General features: G+C 44.9%; 22 protein-coding genes. All 22 read right to left on the reverse strand.

The window, feature by feature from the left end; translation table 11 throughout:
• Positions 1–11: 11 nt before the first annotated feature.
• Positions 12–488 (reverse strand): hypothetical protein, encoded by a 477-nt coding sequence (locus DXA20_RS08165; RefSeq protein ID WP_022307177.1) that lies wholly within the window; start codon positions 486–488, stop codon positions 12–14.
• A gap of 22 nt (positions 489–510) precedes the next feature.
• Complete coding sequence (locus DXA20_RS08170) at positions 511–801, reverse strand: WXG100 family type VII secretion target (RefSeq protein WP_022307178.1); 291 nt, start codon at positions 799–801, stop codon at positions 511–513.
• A gap of 13 nt (positions 802–814) precedes the next feature.
• Entirely contained in the window at positions 815–1,126 is a 312-nt protein-coding gene (locus tag DXA20_RS08175; RefSeq protein WP_118559989.1) for a hypothetical protein, read from the reverse strand.
• Between the two features lie 4 nt (positions 1,127–1,130).
• Positions 1,131–1,748, reverse strand: coding sequence for a hypothetical protein (locus tag DXA20_RS08180; RefSeq protein ID WP_147403721.1), 618 nt, complete (start codon positions 1,746–1,748; stop codon positions 1,131–1,133).
• 36 nt (positions 1,749–1,784) lie between these two features.
• Positions 1,785–2,072 (reverse strand): hypothetical protein, encoded by a 288-nt coding sequence (locus tag DXA20_RS08185; protein ID WP_118559993.1) that lies wholly within the window; start codon positions 2,070–2,072, stop codon positions 1,785–1,787.
• Between the two features lie 92 nt (positions 2,073–2,164).
• The gene (locus tag DXA20_RS08190) at positions 2,165–2,464 is read right to left on the reverse strand and encodes a WXG100 family type VII secretion target (protein WP_022307182.1); all 300 of its coding nucleotides are present in this window, start codon (positions 2,462–2,464) and stop codon (positions 2,165–2,167) included.
• A 72-nt stretch (positions 2,465–2,536) separates the two neighbouring features.
• Entirely contained in the window at positions 2,537–2,794 is a 258-nt protein-coding gene (locus DXA20_RS08195; RefSeq protein ID WP_022307183.1) for a hypothetical protein, read from the reverse strand.
• Positions 2,787–3,059 carry an EsaB/YukD family protein gene (locus DXA20_RS08200; RefSeq protein ID WP_022307184.1) on the reverse strand — a complete coding sequence of 91 codons (273 nt, stop codon included), beginning with the start codon at positions 3,057–3,059 and terminating at the stop codon, positions 2,787–2,789. Before DXA20_RS08200 ends, DXA20_RS08195 begins: the two co-directional genes overlap by 8 nt.
• Positions 3,041–3,688, reverse strand: coding sequence for a hypothetical protein (locus DXA20_RS08205; RefSeq protein WP_147403722.1), 648 nt, complete (start codon positions 3,686–3,688; stop codon positions 3,041–3,043). Before DXA20_RS08205 ends, DXA20_RS08200 begins: the two co-directional genes overlap by 19 nt.
• Positions 3,689–3,845: 157 nt before the next feature.
• Positions 3,846–4,352: a hypothetical protein gene (locus DXA20_RS08210; RefSeq protein ID WP_118559997.1), complete on the reverse strand. Its 507-nt coding sequence runs from the start codon at positions 4,350–4,352 to the stop codon at positions 3,846–3,848.
• A 19-nt stretch (positions 4,353–4,371) separates the two neighbouring features.
• Entirely contained in the window at positions 4,372–7,737 is a 3,366-nt protein-coding gene (gene essC / locus DXA20_RS08215) for a type VII secretion protein EssC (RefSeq protein WP_118559999.1), read from the reverse strand.
• A gap of 20 nt (positions 7,738–7,757) precedes the next feature.
• Positions 7,758–8,828 (reverse strand): FHA domain-containing protein, encoded by a 1,071-nt coding sequence (locus DXA20_RS08220; RefSeq protein ID WP_158577170.1) that lies wholly within the window; start codon positions 8,826–8,828, stop codon positions 7,758–7,760.
• 526 nt (positions 8,829–9,354) lie between these two features.
• Entirely contained in the window at positions 9,355–9,546 is a 192-nt protein-coding gene (locus DXA20_RS08225; RefSeq protein ID WP_022307188.1) for a hypothetical protein, read from the reverse strand.
• Positions 9,547–9,561: 15 nt separating this feature from the next.
• Positions 9,562–10,749 (reverse strand): sodium/glutamate symporter, encoded by a 1,188-nt coding sequence (gene gltS / locus DXA20_RS08230; protein ID WP_118560003.1) that lies wholly within the window; start codon positions 10,747–10,749, stop codon positions 9,562–9,564.
• 137 nt (positions 10,750–10,886) lie between these two features.
• A complete protein-coding gene (locus DXA20_RS08235) occupies positions 10,887–11,843 on the reverse strand; it encodes a TAXI family TRAP transporter solute-binding subunit (protein ID WP_118560005.1) in 957 nt (318 codons plus the stop codon).
• Between the two features lie 114 nt (positions 11,844–11,957).
• Positions 11,958–13,280: a putative ABC transporter permease gene (locus DXA20_RS08240; RefSeq protein ID WP_330420718.1), complete on the reverse strand. Its 1,323-nt coding sequence runs from the start codon at positions 13,278–13,280 to the stop codon at positions 11,958–11,960.
• A 209-nt stretch (positions 13,281–13,489) separates the two neighbouring features.
• Positions 13,490–14,371 carry a phosphate ABC transporter permease subunit PstC gene (gene pstC / locus DXA20_RS08245; RefSeq protein WP_118560085.1) on the reverse strand — a complete coding sequence of 294 codons (882 nt, stop codon included), beginning with the start codon at positions 14,369–14,371 and terminating at the stop codon, positions 13,490–13,492.
• Between the two features lie 165 nt (positions 14,372–14,536).
• Complete coding sequence (locus DXA20_RS08250; RefSeq protein WP_118560007.1) at positions 14,537–15,451, reverse strand: substrate-binding domain-containing protein; 915 nt, start codon at positions 15,449–15,451, stop codon at positions 14,537–14,539.
• Positions 15,452–15,655: 204 nt separating this feature from the next.
• On the reverse strand, positions 15,656–16,288 hold the full coding sequence (locus DXA20_RS08255; protein ID WP_147403723.1) for a precorrin-2 dehydrogenase/sirohydrochlorin ferrochelatase family protein: 633 nt from the start codon (positions 16,286–16,288) through the stop codon (positions 15,656–15,658).
• A 127-nt stretch (positions 16,289–16,415) separates the two neighbouring features.
• On the reverse strand, positions 16,416–17,348 hold the full coding sequence (locus DXA20_RS08260) for a calcium/sodium antiporter (RefSeq protein ID WP_118560011.1): 933 nt from the start codon (positions 17,346–17,348) through the stop codon (positions 16,416–16,418).
• 133 nt (positions 17,349–17,481) lie between these two features.
• Positions 17,482–18,705, reverse strand: a complete 1,224-nt coding sequence (gene spoIVB, locus DXA20_RS08265) for a SpoIVB peptidase (protein WP_118560013.1) — start codon at positions 18,703–18,705, stop codon at positions 17,482–17,484.
• 359 nt (positions 18,706–19,064) lie between these two features.
• Positions 19,065–20,753 carry a DNA repair protein RecN gene (recN, locus tag DXA20_RS08270; protein ID WP_118560015.1) on the reverse strand — a complete coding sequence of 563 codons (1,689 nt, stop codon included), beginning with the start codon at positions 20,751–20,753 and terminating at the stop codon, positions 19,065–19,067.
• Positions 20,754–20,844: the final 91 nt, after the last annotated feature.

The following is a 20,844-nucleotide window of genomic DNA, read 5'->3' on the forward strand; positions in this document are numbered from 1 at the left end:
TTATGGAGTTCTTACTTTCCCGTTCCTTTGAGATTGATGTCTGAATACTTAACAACGGAAATTCCTTTTTTAGCAAGTTTATATACGTTAGGTCTTGTTGCCAGTTGAGAACTAACCCCTCCTATAATCTCAATCACTTTTTCTGTTCCCTTCGACAGAGCGAGTACATTTGGAGTAACAGACAAAACCGTTCTTATCACATCATCAACAGATGCAAAAATTGTCGATAAGTTCTTCTCTGTATCCTGAAAGTCCTGTGCAGCCTTTTGAACCGCATTTAAAAATACATCTGAATTTTCTTTTAAAATACGAATCTTATTTTTATTTTGTACGGTATATTCGTTGAGTTGCTTTCGCTCCTTACAGTTCCAATCATTATGCGCCGATATTTGATTCAGTAATTGCATTGCACTGTCAATATCCGCATTTACTCTCTGAGCATTTTGTGCAACACTTTTTAAGTTTTCCGGATCAATACTTAAAAACATACTCTTCGGTCCTTTCTGATTTTTATCGATTAATGTTTCCTGCTGCGTTCTGGTCTAAGTTCTGAAAAGTGTTTGATACGTTCGTTGTATATGAATAAAATTCATTTAAAACGGATTCCATTTTCTTGGCCTGTGTAAGATACTTATTCAGCATATTTACATAGGAAACACTTGCCTCCCCTTCCCATTTATCATTGATCTCCTTGATCAAATTTTCCAAATTTTTATTTAATGTCTGTAATTCCTGTTTTTTTGCAGCAATGGTATCTGCATTTTTCTTTAGTCCATCAATATTAATATCAATTTTTGACATATATATCCTCCAATTATCTGTGTGCCTCTATTGCCGCCTTAACTTCCCGATCCAATCGCTTATATTTTTGTACTGTCTGATTAATCGCATTACAGGTCTGATTTAGATTCGATATCATTGCATCCAGCTGTCGTTTCTGCTCCTGGGCGCGTGATTGTATTGCATTTCCGGTATGACCTTTTATTTCTGAGGACACTGACAAAAGCTGGTTCATCGAATTGCTTGCATCATTAAGCTTCTCTATTGCTGATTTTATCTTTCGAATATCTCTGGCTGCTGCAGCATCATCAATTGTAATCCTGCCGTTATAATCATGATATGCCATTTCATCATGCCCCCTTTTCAACCAGAACTGATTGTATCGTCTGGATTATATCCTGATCATTTATCCTTTTAATCTCTTCATTTTCATCTTCCATAAAAACGCTGTTCTCAATGCGAAAGAGTATTCTCACATCACTCTCTCCACCGATCACAGTATTTTTCAAAATATAAATTTCACTTACCTTCTGTTCGTCAAATTCTATATTTTCATCCGTCTCATCTTTGAGAAATCCAAAAATATCTTTTCCATACTCTACGACATCATTCCCCTGCATTTTCTTTAACACAAGCTGATTTTCATCTAATTCCACCAGTGTTGTTTTGTCTTGATCCGTATGGAGTTTAACAATTTTTCTACTATCCTCCTGTACACCACAAATATCGATTTCCGCCTCGAAGTCACCAAAGAATACAGGGCTTAACAATTCTTCTATAGATACGGACACCGTAATTTCTCCGCTAAAGTCCTCCTCGATCAATCCCTTCCCGGCAAGACCATCTACTGCATTGCTCTCGTACATTCGATAATTTTTCTGTATATCACCCATAGCAGATATATAATCATAATCAATATATTTTGCCTGCATTAGTCCCCCAAGATAATATAATTCTTCTGCTGTCAACTTGATTGCATTTTCCATTGCACCCTCCTGTTTATACTAAACGTTAATTAATTTTAATCGAATGCTTTCTTCATTTTCTGCACAAATATCTGCACTTTTTTCCAAAACCTCTATATATCGTTCAAAAAACTCCAGCAACATGATATACCGATATCGTACATAAATTATTTTCGCTTCATATATCTGTTCGGCTTCTCCCTGCCAGCTTCCATGGATTCCCATAACTAAATTCTCCAGGTTCTGCAGGTTATCCCGCATTACACTGACCACCTGCCGCATTTCATCACAATAATGTTCCATACTTACAACATCAAATTCGTACATGCAGTGCCTCCTTTAATTGATATCTGTATCTAACTGCTGCCATTGTTGACAACAGCTAAATACAGACTAACATTACACCAGACCTCTTCCGTTTACTCTCCAAAGCTCTTCATTGTATTGGACAGACTTTGATCCGTCTCCTGCAATTTTGTTGCTGCGGTATCCATTAATTTTGCATAACTTTCAAGCATTTCTGAGAAATTTGTAAAGGTACTCTGCATACTTTCATATTTCTGAACAAATGCATCCAAAGCCTCTCCTTTCCAGATTTCATTCAGTCCGCTGATCAATGTCTTCATCTTTGCCATTGACTCATCGTGCTGCTCCTTGATTCCTCTCAATTCGGATGCCTTACTGGTAAGCATTTCCGGTGTTACCTGAATAACTGCCATAGTTTTTCTCCTTTCATGTCTTATGATGTTGTAATTTATTTATGTAAATTCCCTGAAAAAGAATTACATACACTATTCTGTGGTCTGCTCCTGCAAAATTCCCTTCAACTGTCCATCCACCTGCTCTATTGCAGATGCAGTTTTCTTCATTCTGCTTTTTATTTGCAAAAGCTTGTCCAATGCCAAATCAGCATTGCTTCCTTTCCAAGCCTCCTGCAGACTTCCTTCTGCTGTCTCCAGCATTTTATTTAATAACTGCATTTCCTCATCTATGATCCGCAGCTGACTCTGATATTTTATGATTTCCTCCATCCATTCTGTATCATTCATATGTACTTTCCTTTCGTTTCAACACCAGAATATCTCCATTCCAGATTCCGGCATCCTCCAATGTGTCCCCGGAACCAATAATGCGGTTGGTTCTTATACAAACCACCTCATATCGCAGTGCATTTAAAAATAATTCCGGATTATATCCGTTTAATGCCTCCACAATATCGTTTAGTAATTTATTCATTTCTAATTTGGTTGATACTTCAATGTCATATGAAAAGTGACCTGCTTCATCGGTTACTGTTACAATGATATTTTCCATTGTCCTCTCCCCTTCAAAACACAATTTTCTATAATTTCAATCATATTTTCAGGACTGATTTTCTGAAAAACAAAGCCCTGAACATCTGCTACGATCATCAGAATAATATTGTCATTTTTTATATATCCAATACTTTCTTGTCGTTTGAAAATGTCCTGACACCGTCTCCATTGTGTCGCTTTGCACAATGAAATTCTTCCCGAGAAAAAGTCAAGCAGTAACGAGACAATCTGTTGATCCTCTATCTTTTGTCCCAGCTGCTCTTCTACATTCTCCATATCAAAGTCAAGTATTTTTTGACGATAATCCGCAATTTCCTGCATTGTCAGGATCCATTGATCTCCATCCTGACATTCCGTTGTATCATTTTTTTCAGCTATTCGACATTGTAATAATCCATTTTCATCTTCTAAAGCAGACTGCGTCAGTAACATTCTTTCCTGTTGCTTATGATAAATCCACTGCGTCACTCTTTTACCACGATGATCATATGTTATTAATCTTGCGAGCTCTTCACATTCGGCGATCATCTTGACTTTGTGATAAATCTCCTGCTTGATATATGCATTTTTCTCCGGGCGAATATTTAATACGCCTCTTTCCTCCAGTGCTGCGATCATTTTCTGCACATTGGACTTGACATTTTCCCGATAACTTAACACTCCTGCATCCATTATTCCCGGAAGCGAGCTGTATCCCATAATTCCTGCCAGAATAATGATTTCACTCATATATAGTTTTTGATCCCTGGGATCCTCTGTCATCTCTATCATATGTAACTCCTCACTATTCTGAAATAACCTGCCGCAAATGATACCATTCCTGAATCAGTTTCCGTATGGACGATGCATCCGCCTGATTAATATTACCATGGTCCACTCCCAACAATCTTTCCAGTTTTTTCAGTTGATCGCTGTCGTCACATTCCAGAAATGTTTCATCACTGTCCGGTGACAGTAAATTTGTAAATTCCGTCTCCAGATCAACGTAGGTATCCGCACGATCATTCAACATTTCCTGTATGGTGTGTTCTGTCTCCTGATATTCCTGTGAAAGCCCTGTTGTTGCCTTGGTAAGTGCTTCCAGTTTTTCGTGAATCAGCATCATATCATTGGAGGCTGTAAGCATATTTTTTAATATTTTAGAACTGCTTGGCTGCATTAGCAGATCCATATCCAGATTCATTGCATGATTGAGCCGGCATATAAGATCCTGAATGTCATTTGCCTTTCGCTCCGCTTTTGCGATGCTTTGTTCCATTGTTTCCATTAATTCATAATTTACTCTAACCATAAATTTGACCTGTTCACCCCTATATGTTATGTGTATCTGCCAGCTTTATCTTCTGACATGCTCCATTTTCAAAATACCATGCATTTCCAACACCTGCTTCTTCACTCTTCTCGCTGTACTTAAGGCTGCTTTGGAAAAATTCACTCTGTGCCGGAGAACCCTCCACTGCGATTCCCCGTTGATTTGCTATGATCGCTCTTGTCAGACTTTCTATCTGATTATATTTCACAAGATCATCCGGCAGACCACTTACAAATATCAATACACCCAGCCCCTGCGCCAGTCGGCAGATTCTTTCCATACTCCTTAAATTGTCTTCGGAAACACTGTCGACAAACTCTTTCAGATTATTCACGAAAATACACAGTTGTTCGTAATCCTGTATAAAGCTCTCTTCGTCAAAAGAATCCGGCGAAGCCGCTCTTGCTGCATTTTGTGCCCGTTTTCTCTCATTTAGATACTGCACAATTTCTTCCATTACCTGAGTCATTCGATTCTCTTCCGAATTCACTGCATAAAAGTGTACATCATTTTGGACAGAGTCCATTTTTCTTGTATTGCTGTCTATCACAAATATTTTATCCTGCGGTGCTTTTAAATGAATCATATTAACAACATCTAAAAGGATCTGACTGTTTTTGCCGGTATCATTGCCACTTACCACAAATGAATACTGCTCTGACAGATCACAGGAAACCATTTTAAGACTGTTATAGGAAATACCCATCGGTATGCATGTCCGTTTCTCATATTGCGTACATAACTGCTCAAGTGCAATATGCTCCGGCATTACAGGGATTACTTTCGGCCTTGCTCCCTTCCACACCGTATTCATCTGTGCAAATACATTTTTAAGATTCTGTACCTTATCCATGTCATTCTCTCCAGCCATGTACATAGCAGACTGAAACTCAGTCGGTGGATTTCCTTTCATAAATGCTCTGCCCGGCACTTTATCCAGTTTGCGTCCATCAAGTCTTCCGACAATCTGTGGATAATCGGATTTATCTGTCAATTCAAATGCAATGGCTCCCCGCACATTCTGCATGATTTTGTAACGCACTCCTGATGAGCTGTTTGCCGTAAAGATCAAATAAATACCATATGCAGCACCTTCTCTTGCAATCGTCACAAATAAAGGTTCTAAATCTGGATACAATTCAAAGACCGGCGTAATGTTATCAACAGCAATGACCACTGCAGGAAGTTCCTCTGACACCACCGCCCGATACTGAGATATATTACTTACCGTATTTGTAAGAAACAGTTTTTTACGAATCTCTATTTCTTCCTGCAATAAACTGCCAAGCTTTCCCATTTTTTCTTCTTCGGAATCCAGCACAACTCCTCCTACATGTGGCATATCCGCAAATGAGCTCATACTCCATCCGCCAAAGTCCATAATATAGCAGGATACATCTGTAGGCTCATACAGCATTCCCAACGCCAGGATTACATTTTTCAATAATGTTGTCTTTCCGGTTGATGGCGCACCAAATACGGCATAATGCCCATTTTCCACAAAGTCAATATATTGCAGTCCCTGTTGCTGTATTTCCGGTTTGTCAAAAATTCCAACCGGAACACGCAGCCATTCTCCTTTCTGTGTCCATTCGGTGCCATTAAATCCTCCATGAAGAATGTCTTTTGTCAGATAAAGCTCGGCTGGCAGTTCCGGAAGCCATGGTCCTTCTAACGGTTCAACATTCATCCGTTTCGTTTCATCACAGATATACCGTACTACCGCCTTAAGTTCATCAATTTCAGAACGAAAACGGGTTTTCTCATCAACAACCGTTTTGATCCTCTGACCATTCATGGACACGATTCTTACCTGGTTTCCCACTTCCTTTTCCTGCTGTGCCGCTCCCAGATAAGGAGCTCCACTCCAGTACGATTGGAAAAGCTCATATATTTCATCACTTCCCACTTTGACATATGCACGACCAGCCTGTGTGATCTGTGCTGCATCCGGGGTTTTAATCATTTCACGGCTGTCTCCAACACTCTGTACCTTTAAGCACAACTGAAAACGGGTATTGCTCCAGATCTGATCATCTACAACACCGCTTGGTTTCTGTGTCGCCAGAACCATATGTATTCCAAGACTTCGTCCTACTCTGGCTGTCTGGATCAATCCCTGCATAAACTCAGGCTCATCCTTTTTCAGTTCCGCAAACTCATCCGCAACAATAACCAGATGCGGCAAAGGTTCTAATCCACTTCCTTCTTTGTATTTCTTTTGATATTTGTCAATATGGTTTACTCCGGCCTCATCAAATAATCTCATTCTTCTTTTGATCTCACTCTGTAAGGAAACCAGGGATCTTCCGATATTAGATCCAATATTGGTAATCTTTCCGACAACGTGAGGCAGCGGCTCTAACAGATTCGCCATTCCGCCTCCCTTATAGTCAATAATGACAAAAGAAACATCATACGGATGATAATTCAGTGCCATAGACAAAATCCAAGTCTGCAGCAGCTCACTTTTACCGGAGCCTGTTGTTCCTGCTACCAGACCGTGAGGACCATGTGCCTTTTCATGAATATCAAGAGAAAATGTTTTGCCTCCTCCAAGCACGCCAATCGGAGCTGCCAGACTCTCATACGCCTTCGCCTGAGCCCATCTGCGTTCTGCATCCAACTGCTCCACTCTCTGCACACCATACCCCTGCAGAAAAGTCACTGATTTTGGTATTGGTGCTGAAACTGCAAATCCCTCCAGCTCAATTGCCGACATTCTTCTCGCGAAAACATCATAATCATCACGTTTCAGATCGTGATCCATTGTAAAAATAAACTTATTATTTACTTCATTTCGCAAATATGCACTTGGTCCGTCATTGACATCAACAATCATTTTGCAGTCATGCGGCAGAGAATACAGATCATCAAATAAAAACAGTGAACTGACTCCCATCGCCGGTTCATCCATAAACAGATCACTCATAATCTGTTCCATTTCCATATATCTTTTAGATCCGAAAATAAACACATAGCATGGCAGATTTAATTTTGATTTACCATAAGAATATGCCTGCATCTCTCTTTTTCTCTGCTTTACAATTTCATGAAAATACTCGCACAAATTATGGGCATCTTCTTTTGTAAATGCCAAATATCTCGTCTGCTTATTTTCATCCCAAAAATGTGGAAGCCATCTCAAACCTTCCCATTCTTTCTGCTCTTCTTCATCAAAAATTCCAACAACATGAACATCCTGATAAGAGTGTTCCGTTGTCAGGGCAACCAGCATATTTTTGACCAAACTGATTACCTTAGTGCGATTGCCTATAATTCCTACGGAGGAATTATTCAATAATGAAATTCTGGCCGGAACATTATCAACAATTCTTGTCTCTTCAATCAACTGTTCAGACATTGCCAGAATTTCATCTTCCTCTATACTGACAGTTCCGCTATATGTCCTTGTTTTACCGGAACACACAATTCCTCATAGCCCATTCCCACGCGGATATCCAAAAAGTCTCTGTCTCCGGGCATTCTCTCCCAAAGATTCCTATTGGTATTGATCACATTTTGAAGACAGTCTACCGGCGATGGGTTTTCTCTGATTAATATGTCTCTCTGTTGTTCCGCTACCGCATCAATGCGTGCCTTTTGCTCACTGATATAATCAAAGTACTTTTTCTGTCTTAATAATTCGTATTCTTCCAGTTTTTTCTTTCTGCGTCCATTGCTGTTTCTCATAGAAACAGCACTTGATACAGGCATCACAAGCATTGCCGCACGCGCAGCCAGAAGAGCCGGAGACGCCGCTCCCATCGTAAGGCTGCTTGCCACCATTGCTCCTGATCCCAGCAGAGATGCTAACATGCCCCTGCTTTTTTCAAATTTAGCAGCTTTTGTCGGTGCACTTGCCAGTACAATTTCCTTATCCGGAAGCATCGCCTGCGTTCTTGGCGAACGCTTATATTTTATACTGCATCCTTTTTTCTCAGCGGCAGTTTCTTTTTGGTATGCTTTCTCCTCAGCAATTCCCCGAATAGATACTACATCACCCAGTCCTTTAAAATACAGACACGAATCTTTTACAATAATCCGAACATTTAACAACGAAATAATATCCCCTGATTTAAGTACAGCTTTCGTAATTTGAGAGCCATTTAAATACACACCATTCGTGCTCTTCAGGTCTTCCACATGAAGTATTCCTGCTTCACTTCGAATGACACAATGTTTCCCTGATATATACGGATATGCAATTGATACATTATTTTCCTGCTTCCGTCCGATACTCACTGTTGCCTGATAAGGAAGCTTTAATTCCTGATCCGGACATTCGGCTATATCTGTGACCAGAATTGCTGTTCTGCTCTCCTGATATAAAATTACGATCTGTCCTTTGGGGCAATCCTGTGTTTTAAAAGACATTGGTAGCTTTGTGTCCACAACAATTCTGTTATTCTTTAATTTTACAGATATTTGAGAAGCATTCATTTCTGAAATCATTACAGAATCCTTTTTATGATTTCCAAATGTCACTGTCATTTTATCCTGTAATTCGGCATGATATATTTTATTTAAATGTAATAAAGTTACCAAAACACTCATGGCTGCTCCTCCTGTATCTTATGCATCTCTCATCTTGCTGTATATGTCATTAGCTTATCACGATCGAGCCATCAAACTCTTTCCGTTTTTTTCACTTCTCCATTCTACCTCCTCCCTCTCTTCCTCCTATTCCCCTAAAATTTCGTCAAAAAAATACGCTCAAATGCCCTGTTTATCAGCATTTGAGCGTCTATACAAAATCTACTCCACCATATTACCGTCCATAATCCTGAAACACGCAGAAAAATTGCACAAATTTTCTGATTAAAATATGTGAATACTGCCTATTCCATATTATTTCCGGTCGCTGGATTCATTCTACCACACCCCTTTCTCCCGTTTCTTTCCGTTTTTTTCACCCTCATAATCCCAAAACTGCCACATATCAACTTCTCTCGCTGATATGTGGCAGTTTACTCTACCCTTATTTCTTTTTGATATGTACCTCGGGAATTGCTACGCTGTCGTAGACAACCCCGGGCTTGTGTGTTTCTTTTTCGTGCTTCTCTTCCGCCTGTGCGGTCTGTTCCTGTTCCGGTGCCTCATGGGTATGAATCTCCGGAATAGCCAGATTTTCATAGGTCAGATCGTAATTCTTTTTCTTTTTTCCAAACATTTCTGCATCCCTCCATTAAATGAAATTGATAAAAAATGTTATAACCAGACTGTTGATGAAATCCGCGAAAAGGCTGCCGACCAGCGGAATCAGCAGGTATGCCTTGACGGATGTCGTGTACTTCTCACAGATAGCCTGCATGTTTGCCATGGCGTTCGGAGTTGCTCCCATTCCGAAGCCGCAGGTTCCGGCAACGAGTACTGCTGCATCATAATCTCTTCCCATAATATTAAATTCGAGGAAGTAAGTAAATACTGCGATCAGAAGCGCCTGTACCGCTAACAGGATAAACAGCGGAAGTGCAAGGTCGGCAAGCTGCCACAGCTTCAAAGTGATCATCGCAATTCCGAGGAACAGCGACAGAGAGATACCACCCAGATCGTTGATCTCGCCCATGTGGATCGTAAATTTGCCGCTGTACTCACCGATATTTCGAAACAGCGCTGCTGCGATCATGGCTCCGATGTAGATTGGGAAGGTCATGCCGGTCTTGGTCAGAAAATAAGAAAAGATTGTTCCCAGACCGATTGCAAGGATCAGCTGGAATACCGCCGCCGCGTACATATTGGTATGACGCTCATGCTTTTCCTCTTCCTCGACTAACAGACTATCATCCTCCGGGATGGCAGTCTCAAGCAGCTTTTTCTTCTCGATGAGTCGCTTGCCGAGAGGACCGCCGATCAAACTTCCGCAGATCAATCCAAAGGTTGCTGCTGCAGTACAGATTGTTGTTGCTCCGGAAATATTAAAATCCTCGAGAACAGGTCCGAAAGCTCCTGCGGTACCATGTCCGCCGACCATCGGGATCGAACCGGTACACATACCGATGAGCGGGCTTAAACCGAGAAGCTTTGACATTCCAACTGCGACCAAGTTCTGTGACACGATCAGCAGGATCACAAGTCCCAGAAATACAACCAGTGATTTACCGCCACTTTTAAGAACCTTGAGATTTGCCTGAAAGCCAACCGAGGTAAAGAAAAATACCATACACACCTCGCGCAGTATATCGTCAAAGGAAAACTCTGCCACACCCGTCACGTAACAGATGCAGGTGAAAATGGCAAATAATAAACCACCGACAACCGGAGCCGGAATACAAAACTGCTCCAGAAAATGTATCTTACTTTTCAAATAAGCACCAAGCATCAGAACAAGGACGGCTGCCGCCAGTGTCTGATACATGTCCAACTGTATTTTCATAACTAAATCAAACCTTTCCAGATATCTGCCATATTCTTGTTGTACCGCAGATATCCATTTCCTGTAAATCTGTCCGCACGGAAACGCCCCTGAACGATTCCGTGCATTCCCACCATCCATATATTACCTATTACCGTTTACTTATTCTCCGGCACTTCCACACCTTTGGACTTATAATACGCCTCGGCTCCGGGATGGAACGGGATCGTCACTCCCTGAACCGCCTCCTCCGGCGTCAGCTGCAGATTGATCGAAGTGGAATACTGAATATCCTTGACATGTTCAAACAAAAACCTGGTCAATGTCTGTACGGTCTCATCGGACAGGGTATTGCTTGCAAGCAGAACGGACTGCACGCTGAGCGTCTCAATGTCCTCTGTCTGACCTGCGTAGGTCCCTGCCGGGATCACACAATCATTATAGAAGGGGTATGCTTTCTTTAGCTTCTGTCTGCAGTTCTGCGGTATGGAGAGCACCTTAATGTCGCATTCCTTAGTAAGTTCCTCAATCACTGTCGTGCTGACACCTGCCGTGCAGAAAAATGCATCAATCTTCTTTTCCTCGAGCTTGTCTGCTGCCTGTGTGTAATCCAGATTCTCGGTATCTACCAGTGCATCCGGCAGCCCACAGACCTCCAGGATCTGCCTGGCATTGCGCTCCGTACCGGATTCCTCGGCACCGATGCTGATCGTCTTGCCCTCCAGATCATCCGGCGAATCAATGCCGGAATCTTTTCTGACAACAATCTGGCATGCCTCCGGATACAGACTTGCAACTGCTTTATAGCCGCTGTACTTACCGGAATGAAACGTTCCCTTTCCATAGTAGGCCTCATCGATCAGATCCGCCTGCGCAATCCCAAGTTCAATATAATTGTCAGAAAGCAGGCGCAGATTTGCAGCGGAACCGGCAGTGCTTTTGACCTTCCAGTTAATACCCTTCTCCTCCTCTGACATCAGCTCCGTGTATGCATTTGCAAATGGATAATACATACCTCCGACTCCAGCGGCACCGAAGCGGATTGTCTCCTGTCTGCTGCAGCCTGTCGCAAGGATCATACTCAGACAGACAAGAACAGATATTGCTCGTTTCATACTTCAAACTCCTCTCTCATTAAAATCCTGACCAATCAACAGATCAGCGATAACCCCTTCCGTATGTGAATCATTCCTCGGCGTTTATTGCTTCTATTACTTCCGTAGTGTTTATCACTTAGGAACGATCGCATTCGGATATATTTTCTGCAAACGGACATCGTCGTAATGAGTGTCCGACCATTTCTGCCATTCGGAAACTGCCTCCACACCTTTGCTCCGTTCATCATAACGGACCAGTGCCATACACGATACTGCGATGTTGCAGCTCATAAATACAACGAGAAGCCAGACGATCACCTTACCTGCCTTGACCGGAAGCATCTCGATAAGCTTCTCCGTCTTCGGCAGAAATGCCTTAAACCACACAACCGCCGCAAATCCCCAGAAAAAACAGTACAGCAGATTGATCCTGCCCCCAAGATTGAACGGGATCTTGCTGTAATCCCAGAATACCTTTCCGAATACAAGCTCTGTAAATACACTGCAGAGATATTCATACGCACCGCCTAAGAGGGTGCCGGTCAGGAAAAGAAAACGGTCACTCCGGTTGCGGTACTGATAGAGCATCCAGGATACCAGTGCGATTGCAAGCCCCCATACAATGCTAAACGGTCCCCACACTACACTGCTGCGGCTCATCCACACTCCGGCACGCACGCGGCAGAAGATCGTCTCTGTGATATCTCCCAGAAAGGCTCCGATCATAAACAGGCTGACAATCTTATAAAAACCGCATCCTGCCGCAAAGCATTTCGTGCCGGTCTGCTGTGGGATATCCGAAACCTGCGTCTTCTTCGCCTTCGGATATGCCTTATGAATACGACGATCCACGAACCGGACAATCTTAGCGCGAAGCTTTGATTCTACCCGTCCAAGACTGTGTTCGGCTGCCTCCCAGCGCTCGGGATGACTGCTTTTGCCAGTCAGAAGCAGGAATGAACCTAATATATCAATCACCAGCACTCCCGCAAGAACCAGAAGAATGACCTTCATCAGGATCCCCGGCAAAAACAGGATCAGCTTTAGCAATAAATAATTGGTCCAGCGCACGGTGATAAAGCCGAACACGCCCCACATCAGAGATGCTGTCAGACAGATATAACCGTCCAGATTCCAATGCCGCTCCGAATAATCCCACCATCGTTCCTTAAATGCCTTCTCGATCAGATGACCGCTAATCCATTCTGCGATCGTCGCATAAAGGACCGCAAAAATAAACAGCCAGAATCCATCAAGCTCCTGCAGGCCAATCGCCATACACACCGCTGTGATACCGTATATAACACAAAACGGACCGTTTACAAGACCTCTGTTGGCGAATTTCCTCTGCTTCCATGTTGCAAGAACCGTCTCCAATATCCACCCGCCAAAGGAGTAAATAAAAAACAGCCACAACAATTCATATCCGGTAAATTGATGCATGCTTTTCTCCATTTCCTGTGCCTGTTGCACATTTATCGTATAAAATATTGTTATTTTACCATTTTTCCTGCCGGAATACAAATAACTCCTGTACCGGAAGAAAATACTTCCAATACAGGAGTTATCGCATTATGCAAAATACTCTGTTATATTATAAAGGCAAAAGCAGTCCGCTTTGTATCGTTACATACAAATTGTTATCCTGTGTCTGCCCCGCCCGTTTATGTGTTTGCGTTTCTTTTCTTCAAAAGGGAAAATAACAGATTGATGATCAGGATGAAGATAAAGAGTACAACACCCGTTGCAATCAATGCTTCCCTGTGAAGATCGGTCGCATATCCCATATCGATTACGATATTGGCGGTCATAGTACGAACACCGTCGAAGATCGATCCCGGCACTCGTGGCTGGTTACCGGCTACCATGATCACAGCCATGGTCTCACCGATCGCACGCCCCACACCAAGGATCACCGCTGCCATAATGCCGGACTTTGCTGCCGGCACGACTGTCATAAATACACTTCTCTCATGAGTTGCTCCCAGTGCCAGAGCACCCTGATAATAAGAATCCGGCACCGCCCGTATCGCCGACTCTGACACATTGATAATGGTTGGCAGGATCATCATACCAAGCAGCACCGAGGCTGTCAGGATACTCTGTCCCGTTGTTGTCATCTGATACTGCATCAGGATAGGCCGGAAGGTGTTACGCACAAACGGCACCAACACCATCAGACCGAAGAAGCCGTACACAACGGATGGAATTCCTGCCAGAAGCTCTACGCCCGGCTTTAAGATCTTATACAGCTTTTTCGGGCAAAATCTTGCCATGAAAACCGCCATCAGAAGTCCGACCGGCACACCTACAATGATTGCTCCTATCGTCACATAGATACTGCCAACGATCGTAGAGAAAATACCAAACAGGTTACTGCCCGGTTTCCATTCTGTTCCTAACAGAAACTCCTTCAGACCGATCTTTGCAATACCCGGAATTCCGTTACTGAGCAGGAAGATACAGATCAATGCAACCGACAGAATGGAGATGCAGGCACAGATCAGAAATACGATCTCCATAACGATCTCTTTAATATTACTCACATGTAATTGTTTCATAATGCCATATCCTTTCGCACATCTTAATAATGCATTTGTTTCTCATATCCTATGCATATATTTCATGTCACTGATATGCCAGACAGCCTCACAGCTGCCCGGCATACGAGTTATGTATATCAAATTTCGGTTGTGACACACCTGCGTCAATTACTCGGTCACGTCGCTCCAGTCAGTAACCTCACCGGTGAAGATCTTCTTAACCATGTCGGTTGTGATCTCTGTACGTGTATTCTGTGTATTGACGATTACTGCAATACCATCGAGTGCAATTGCCTGAGAGGTCAGACCTTTATCCTTCTCACTGTCCTCAAGCTCTCTGGATGCCATACCGATATCACAGGTACCGTCTGCTGCTGCAGTCATACCTGTTGTGGAATCGCTCTCCTGAATCTCGATCTCAGCCTTCTTGTTTACTGCCTTGTATGCCTCAGCAAGCTTCTCCATAACCGGTGTAACGGATGAGGAACCTGCAACAACAAGCTTTCCGCTCTCCCCGCTGCTCTTAAATGCCTTTGCATCATCTACAGAAGCGATGTAACCGTTGTCCTCAACAACCTTCTGACCTTCCTCGCTCAGGATGTAATCGATAAAGTCCTGCGCAAGCTTTCCCGGTGTTCCTTTTGTTGCAATGTTGAACGGACGGGAAAGGCTGTACTTGCCATCCTTGATGTTCTGCGCTGTCGGCTCAACACCGTCTACGTTTAATGCCTTTACTGTGTCATTTAAAGAACCGGTGGAAGAATATCCGATCGCATACTCATCACCGGAAACGGTAGTCATCATGATCTCTGTACTGTTAGAGATGATTGCATCTGCTGTTGTATTGTCTGTCTTATTGCCATCCGCATCCTTTTCTTCTACACCGGTAAGCTCTACGAAAGCACCTCTGGTACCGGAACCATCCTCACGGGAAACAACACTGATCGGCTGGCTTGCACTGCCGGAATCAGATCCGGAACCTGCATCAGAGCTGCTTGCTCCGTTGCTGCTGCCACAGCCTGTCATTAATGCTGCTGTACACATTACACTCATTGCGATTGCCAATAATTTTCTCTTTCTCATAATTATCCTCATTTCTGCGCTGCATCTCTTCTTTTCTAATTTTATTATCTACACACATCCTATGGAAGCTTTCCTCCCAGACCATGACGGTCCGAAAGGTCACCTGCAGCTTCATATCCGGCAGCGCGCAAAATATAAAGCCACCGTCTTTCGACGATGACTATATATTAAAATGAGAACGTAAAATCTACTATCGTTTTTAAGTCAATTTTGTGTAAAACCTTTGTGAAGTATTTCCTCCATCTCCGGAACGGACAAAGCCCTCGAAAGCTCTCTGCTCCTATGTATCACCTTCCGGTAAAACTGCTTACGCTGTTCTTCGGTGTCAAAATGCTCCTTCACCGCAGGGCGGAGCTGCCCCAGATGCGCATTGAGCTGTCCGTAATACTCCGGGATCTGTTCCTGCAGTTCCCTCCGCAGTCCCTTGATCAGTGCCGGACTGTTACCGCCGCTGGAAAATCCTGCCACAATGTCACCCTGCTTGACCAGTGACGGAAAGTAAAAGCTGCATTTGTCCTTGTCATCGACAACATTGACCAGAATCCTGCGCTGCCTGCACCGCTCAGATATCTGACAGTTACACTGCTCGTCATCGGTCGCCGCGATCACAAAAAACATCCCCTCCAGATCCTTCTCTTCATACTCCCGGCATACAATGGTAAGCTTCGGATATTCTGCCGCCAGCTCCCGGATCGCCTCGCAGATTTCCGGTGCAACTATCCGGATCGATACGCCAAACGGGATCAGCTCCCGGATCTTGCGAAATGCCACGTCTCCGCCGCCAACCACAAGACACTGCTTTCCCTCCAGCTCTATAAAAAATGGAAAATAAGCCATATTTCTCTCCGTTTCGTAAGTTCTTTCGCAAATGCTATCTCCGGTTCCGGCACCAGAAAATAACACTTATCCTGCTTTCTATGTATTTTCTTGTATCTTAGTGCAGGCAGATGTTATTTCTTAAATCTTAACGCAGGCAGATATATACGACATATCCCGCATACATCGCGAGCATCACTGCCCCCTCCCAGCGCACCAGCTTCTGCTTCGTCCACGCAAAGCACAACACGATGGCACTCATCACAACAAGCACAATGATATCAATGATATTCTCCATCTGAAATACCATCGGGTGAAGGGCTGCCGAAATTCCAAGAACAAATAATATATTAAAGATATTGGAGCCGATCACATTGCCGAGTGCCATGTCAACCTCATGCTTGCGGGCTGCCACAATGGAGGTCACAAGCTCCGGCAGACTGGTACCAAAAGCAACGATCGTAAGACCGATCAGATTCTGGCTCATTCCGAAGAATCTCGCAATGGCAGATGCCGCATTCACGACAAGCTGACCGCCCCCTGCGATGGCTGCCGCACCACCGACAATATAGAAAACACACTGCCAGATCGGACGGATCTCATATTCATCCTCATCAGATGCACTCTCACTGCGCGCCTTCTGTGCAGAACGTATCATCCAGAAAAGGAAGCCTGCAAAAAACACCAGCAGGATCACACCGTCAATACGTCCCAGTGTCATGCTGATCCAGCCAAGCACCATCAGCAACAGAGCCACAAATACCGAAAACGGAAACTCTCCGGTAAGGGTAGAGCGGCTGACTGTCAGCGGACAAAACAGTGCGCACATACCACATACGACCATCAGGTTAAAGATATTGGAGCCGACTGCATTACCGACAGCCACTCCGGTATTACCGGATAACGCCGCACTGATGCTGACCGCACACTCCGGCAGACTCGTTCCCATCGCCACGATTGTCAGTCCGATAATAATGGATGGCACACGCAGCCTCTTGGCAATGCTGGAGCTTCCATCGACGAAAAAATCTGCCCCCTTGATCAACAGGACAAACCCTATCACTAATAATAAATAATCCATTATTCTTCCTCTTTCTTTCTGTTGGTATCCTAAAACCCCTGAAACCTGCTCTCATAGCCGATTTCAAATAAGCATATGAACAAATCTTATAGCAGACAGAGGACTTTGTCAATGGCTCAAAACACACTCTCGCTCAAAGCATGTTCTCGAGGAATGTCGCATAGCCTCTGGTAACATCCCGCACAAAGACATGTGTGACAGCGCCGATGCATTTTCCGTTCTGAAGGATCGGCGCCCCGCTCATGCCCTGTACAATACCGCCGGCCTTTTCTAAAAGCTCCGGATCTGTCACATGAATCTCCATGCCTTTATTATCCTTCGAGGAAAGATTGATCTTCTCAATCTCTACCTCGTACTCCTTAACCTGATCATCCAGCTGACAGCGTATCACCGCCTTGCCCTTTCGGACATCCTGCTTGCACGCCGCCTCACATGCTTTATCCTCCTGATATTGGTATGCCCTGTTGGTGATCTGCCCGGTAATGCCTAGCAAGGTATTGTTCTCAATCTCTCCGAGCCGGTTCTCCTTACCAAGCTGAACATACCCTGCCAGCTGTCCCGGCGTACCGTTCTTCCCCCTTACCACATGATCGATCCCCGCCGGATACAGTCCGCCGTTCTGCAGCCGGATCAAAAGATCCGTATCCGCGTCCGTGATTCCATGTCCCAGCGCCGCAAACTGATTCTCCGGCGTCACAAAGGTGAGCGTCCCGATCCCCTCGGTGTCCTCTCTGAGCCACACGCCGATCTGGTAGCTTCCATCCGCCGCCCGGACCGGAGTCAGCTTCACCTGAATCCTTCCGGAATCGCGCTTGACGCTTAGGATCATCTGCTTTGCACCGTTCTTCTGCACAAGACGACTGACATCCCGGATCGTCACAACCTTCCGACCGTTCACTGCATAAATGTAATCTCCTGTCTGCAGCTTATTGTATGCCGGTGTCTGCTCCTCTCCCCCGGCTGCCGCGATCCGCCCTGTTCCCAGCACCATCACACCGTCCGCATGAATATAAAGGCCGACCGCCTTTCCGGCAGGCATGACCTTTGTGCCCTTCCGGATATCGATCCGGATCTTCTTACAGGGAAGCCAGCCAAACAGCCGTACCTCGCCCTGCAGACTGCCGCAGTTCTGTGCGGTCACCGAAAGAGGTCCTGCCATACTGAACCGGATATGCCCGTCTGCCTTCTTCGCATGATCTATGCTTACCCTGGCAGCCTCCGCATCTGTCTGACTGACACGCACCTGCGTAAAAGGGATTCCAAAATCAATATTCTCCACTCTGTCCTGAAACAATGTAATCTCATCCGGTATCCTGCCCCTCAACTCAAAATATCCGTACACTGCCGTAAACGCCATCACTGCGATCAGGACTCCCAGCAGACACAGGCGTACATCAGCCTCTGTCTCCCTGTCATCGCATATCTGCCGCCCTGGCGGTTTCTTCGATACCGCATCCCATCACTCCTTCCAGCCATTCCTCGTAGGTCGTTCTCTTTTACGACATAGCTGTCAGAAATGCTCATTTCCTCAATGTTTACAAAAAGGGCTAAACCAGCGTTTTTCCCTCCAAGAATCACTTTGCAATTCTCGTTGTCTTAGCACTACATTACGAGCATTTTACTATGTTATAAAAAGAACGTCTGTATCTCATTATGATACAAAACGTTCTTTTCTATACGATATCTGTAAGAAATCTGCAAACAGACAACAGCTGCTTATGCCCGCAGCGTAACCTTCACCTTTTCTGCCATCTGCTTCATCTCTGCCGCGCTCTCCCGGACGGAATCCGTGATCTCTACTCCGCCAAGGATTCTTGCAAGCTCTCCGACGGATTCCTTCTCATCAAGCAGTCGGATATCCGTAGAAGTATGCTCATTCCGGCTGGTCTTCTCAATCAGATAATGCGAATCTGCCATTGCACCGATCTGTGCCAGATGGGAAATACAGATTACCTGATGTGTCATACCGATATATGCCATCTTCTCCGCAACCATCTGTGCAGTTCTTCCGCTGATGCCGACATCTATCTCATCAAAGATCAGCGTCGGGATCTCATCGTGCTGCGCCAGCACTGCCTTTACTGCCAGCATGATTCTGGACAGCTCTCCACCGGATGCCGCATCTCCGATCGGCTTCAGATCCATACCCGGATTCGTCGAGAGCATAAATTCCACCTCATCCTGTCCCTGACTGTTCAGATGATCCAGCGGGCGCACGGCGATCTCAAACTGCACCTGAAGGAAGTTCAGCTCCTTCAGTGCCTTGATGATCTCCTTCTCCAGGCGGCGGCTGACCTTCTGACGGATCGCAGTGATCTCAACCGCCAGACTCTTTAGTGTAGTCTCCTGCTGTGTCAGGCTTTTCAAAAGCTCCTCCCGGTACTGCTCATATTCCTCGTACTTCATCAGCTTCTCCTGAAGCTTATCCGCATACTCCTGCACCTGCGCCGTGGTAGCACCATACTTCGCCTTGATCGTCCGTACCAGATCAAGACGTGCCTCCACCTCGGCAAACCGCTCTCCTCCGGTCTCGAAATCACTCATATAATCCGAGATATCCCTGTTAAAATCGGTGAGCAGCGAATCAATATCGGAGAGCTGGTTTGCAAACTCCTCCATCTGCGGACTGTACTCCGAAAGCTTATGCAGGATCCGCAGACTCTGACCAAGCTGCTCGGCAGCCGTGGCATTCCCCTCTCCGGTCATACCGTAGATCTCTCCCAGACCGGAAGCAATCTCCGTAGCATTGGAAAGCATCCGGTACTGTTCCGCCAGCTGTTCCTCCTCGCCATGCATGAGGGATGCCTGCTCAATCTCCTCAAGCTCATATTTCATAAAAGAGATCTCCCGAAGACGCTCCTCCTCCGGCACCTCATGCTGTGAAAGCTCCTGCTGCAATCTCTGATACTCCCGGTACCCATCTGCCATCCGCGTGATTCTGTCTCCCAGCTCCTCTCTGGCGTAGCGGTCCACGATCTCCATATGCTTCGCGCTGTGCAAAAGAGACTGCTGTTCATTCTGACCATGAATATCGATCATGATATCCGCAATGCGGCGTATCATGGCAAGCGTCACACTCTCCCCATTGATCCGGTTCACACTGCGTCCTGCCATGATCTTGCGCGAGATCAGTATCTCATCATCCTCCATGGAGATCCCCATCTCCTCCACAAGCGCACGCTGACGTTCGGTGTCTGCCCGGAAGGTCAGCTCTACAAGAGCATAATCCGCCCCCTTTCGTATCACGTCCTTCGGACTTTTCTGTCCAAGAGCCAGATTGATCGAACCGATGATGATAGACTTACCTGCACCCGTCTCACCGGTCAGTACATTAAGGCGATCGGAGAAGTCAACCTCCACCTCGTCAATGATCGCCAGATTCTTCACATGTAAATTTACTAACACTGTCTGCTCCTTTCTAACAGAATAATTCCGCTTCCCTGTGGAAAGTATAGCATAAAGAAAACGCCTGTTCAAGACTTTTCTCGAACAGACG

It is taken from the genome of Roseburia sp. AM59-24XD (genome assembly GCF_003478445.1).
GTDB lineage: Bacteria > Bacillota > Clostridia > Lachnospirales > Lachnospiraceae > Jutongia.

Bases quoted from the DNA above. Each gene is read 5' to 3' on its own strand.
- DXA20_RS08165 (WP_022307177.1), bottom strand. From the start codon at position 488: ATGTTTTTAAGTATTGATCCGGAAAACTTAAAAAGTGTTGCACAAAAT.
- DXA20_RS08170 (WP_022307178.1), bottom strand. From the start codon at position 801: ATGTCAAAAATTGATATTAATATTGATGGACTAAAGAAAAATGCAGAT.
- DXA20_RS08175 (WP_118559989.1), bottom strand. From the start codon at position 1,126: ATGGCATATCATGATTATAACGGCAGGATTACAATTGATGATGCTGCA.
- DXA20_RS08185 (WP_118559993.1), bottom strand. From the start codon at position 2,072: ATGTACGAATTTGATGTTGTAAGTATGGAACATTATTGTGATGAAATG.
- DXA20_RS08190 (WP_022307182.1), bottom strand. From the start codon at position 2,464: ATGGCAGTTATTCAGGTAACACCGGAAATGCTTACCAGTAAGGCATCC.
- DXA20_RS08195 (WP_022307183.1), bottom strand. From the start codon at position 2,794: ATGAATGATACAGAATGGATGGAGGAAATCATAAAATATCAGAGTCAG.
- DXA20_RS08200 (WP_022307184.1), bottom strand. From the start codon at position 3,059: ATGGAAAATATCATTGTAACAGTAACCGATGAAGCAGGTCACTTTTCA.
- DXA20_RS08210 (WP_118559997.1), bottom strand. From the start codon at position 4,352: ATGGTTAGAGTAAATTATGAATTAATGGAAACAATGGAACAAAGCATC.
- essC (WP_118559999.1), bottom strand. From the start codon at position 7,737: ATGTCTGAACAGTTGATTGAAGAGACAAGAATTGTTGATAATGTTCCG.
- DXA20_RS08220 (WP_158577170.1), bottom strand. From the start codon at position 8,828: ATGATTTCAGAAATGAATGCTTCTCAAATATCTGTAAAATTAAAGAAT.
- DXA20_RS08225 (WP_022307188.1), bottom strand. From the start codon at position 9,546: ATGTTTGGAAAAAAGAAAAAGAATTACGATCTGACCTATGAAAATCTG.
- gltS (WP_118560003.1), bottom strand. From the start codon at position 10,749: ATGAAAATACAGTTGGACATGTATCAGACACTGGCGGCAGCCGTCCTT.
- DXA20_RS08235 (WP_118560005.1), bottom strand. From the start codon at position 11,843: ATGAAACGAGCAATATCTGTTCTTGTCTGTCTGAGTATGATCCTTGCG.
- DXA20_RS08240 (WP_330420718.1), bottom strand. From the start codon at position 13,280: ATGGAGAAAAGCATGCATCAATTTACCGGATATGAATTGTTGTGGCTG.
- DXA20_RS08250 (WP_118560007.1), bottom strand. From the start codon at position 15,451: ATGAGAAAGAGAAAATTATTGGCAATCGCAATGAGTGTAATGTGTACA.
- DXA20_RS08255 (WP_147403723.1), bottom strand. From the start codon at position 16,288: ATGGCTTATTTTCCATTTTTTATAGAGCTGGAGGGAAAGCAGTGTCTT.
- DXA20_RS08260 (WP_118560011.1), bottom strand. From the start codon at position 17,348: ATGGATTATTTATTATTAGTGATAGGGTTTGTCCTGTTGATCAAGGGG.
- spoIVB (WP_118560013.1), bottom strand. From the start codon at position 18,705: ATGGCGTTTACGGCAGTGTACGGATATTTTGAGTTGAGGGGCAGGATA.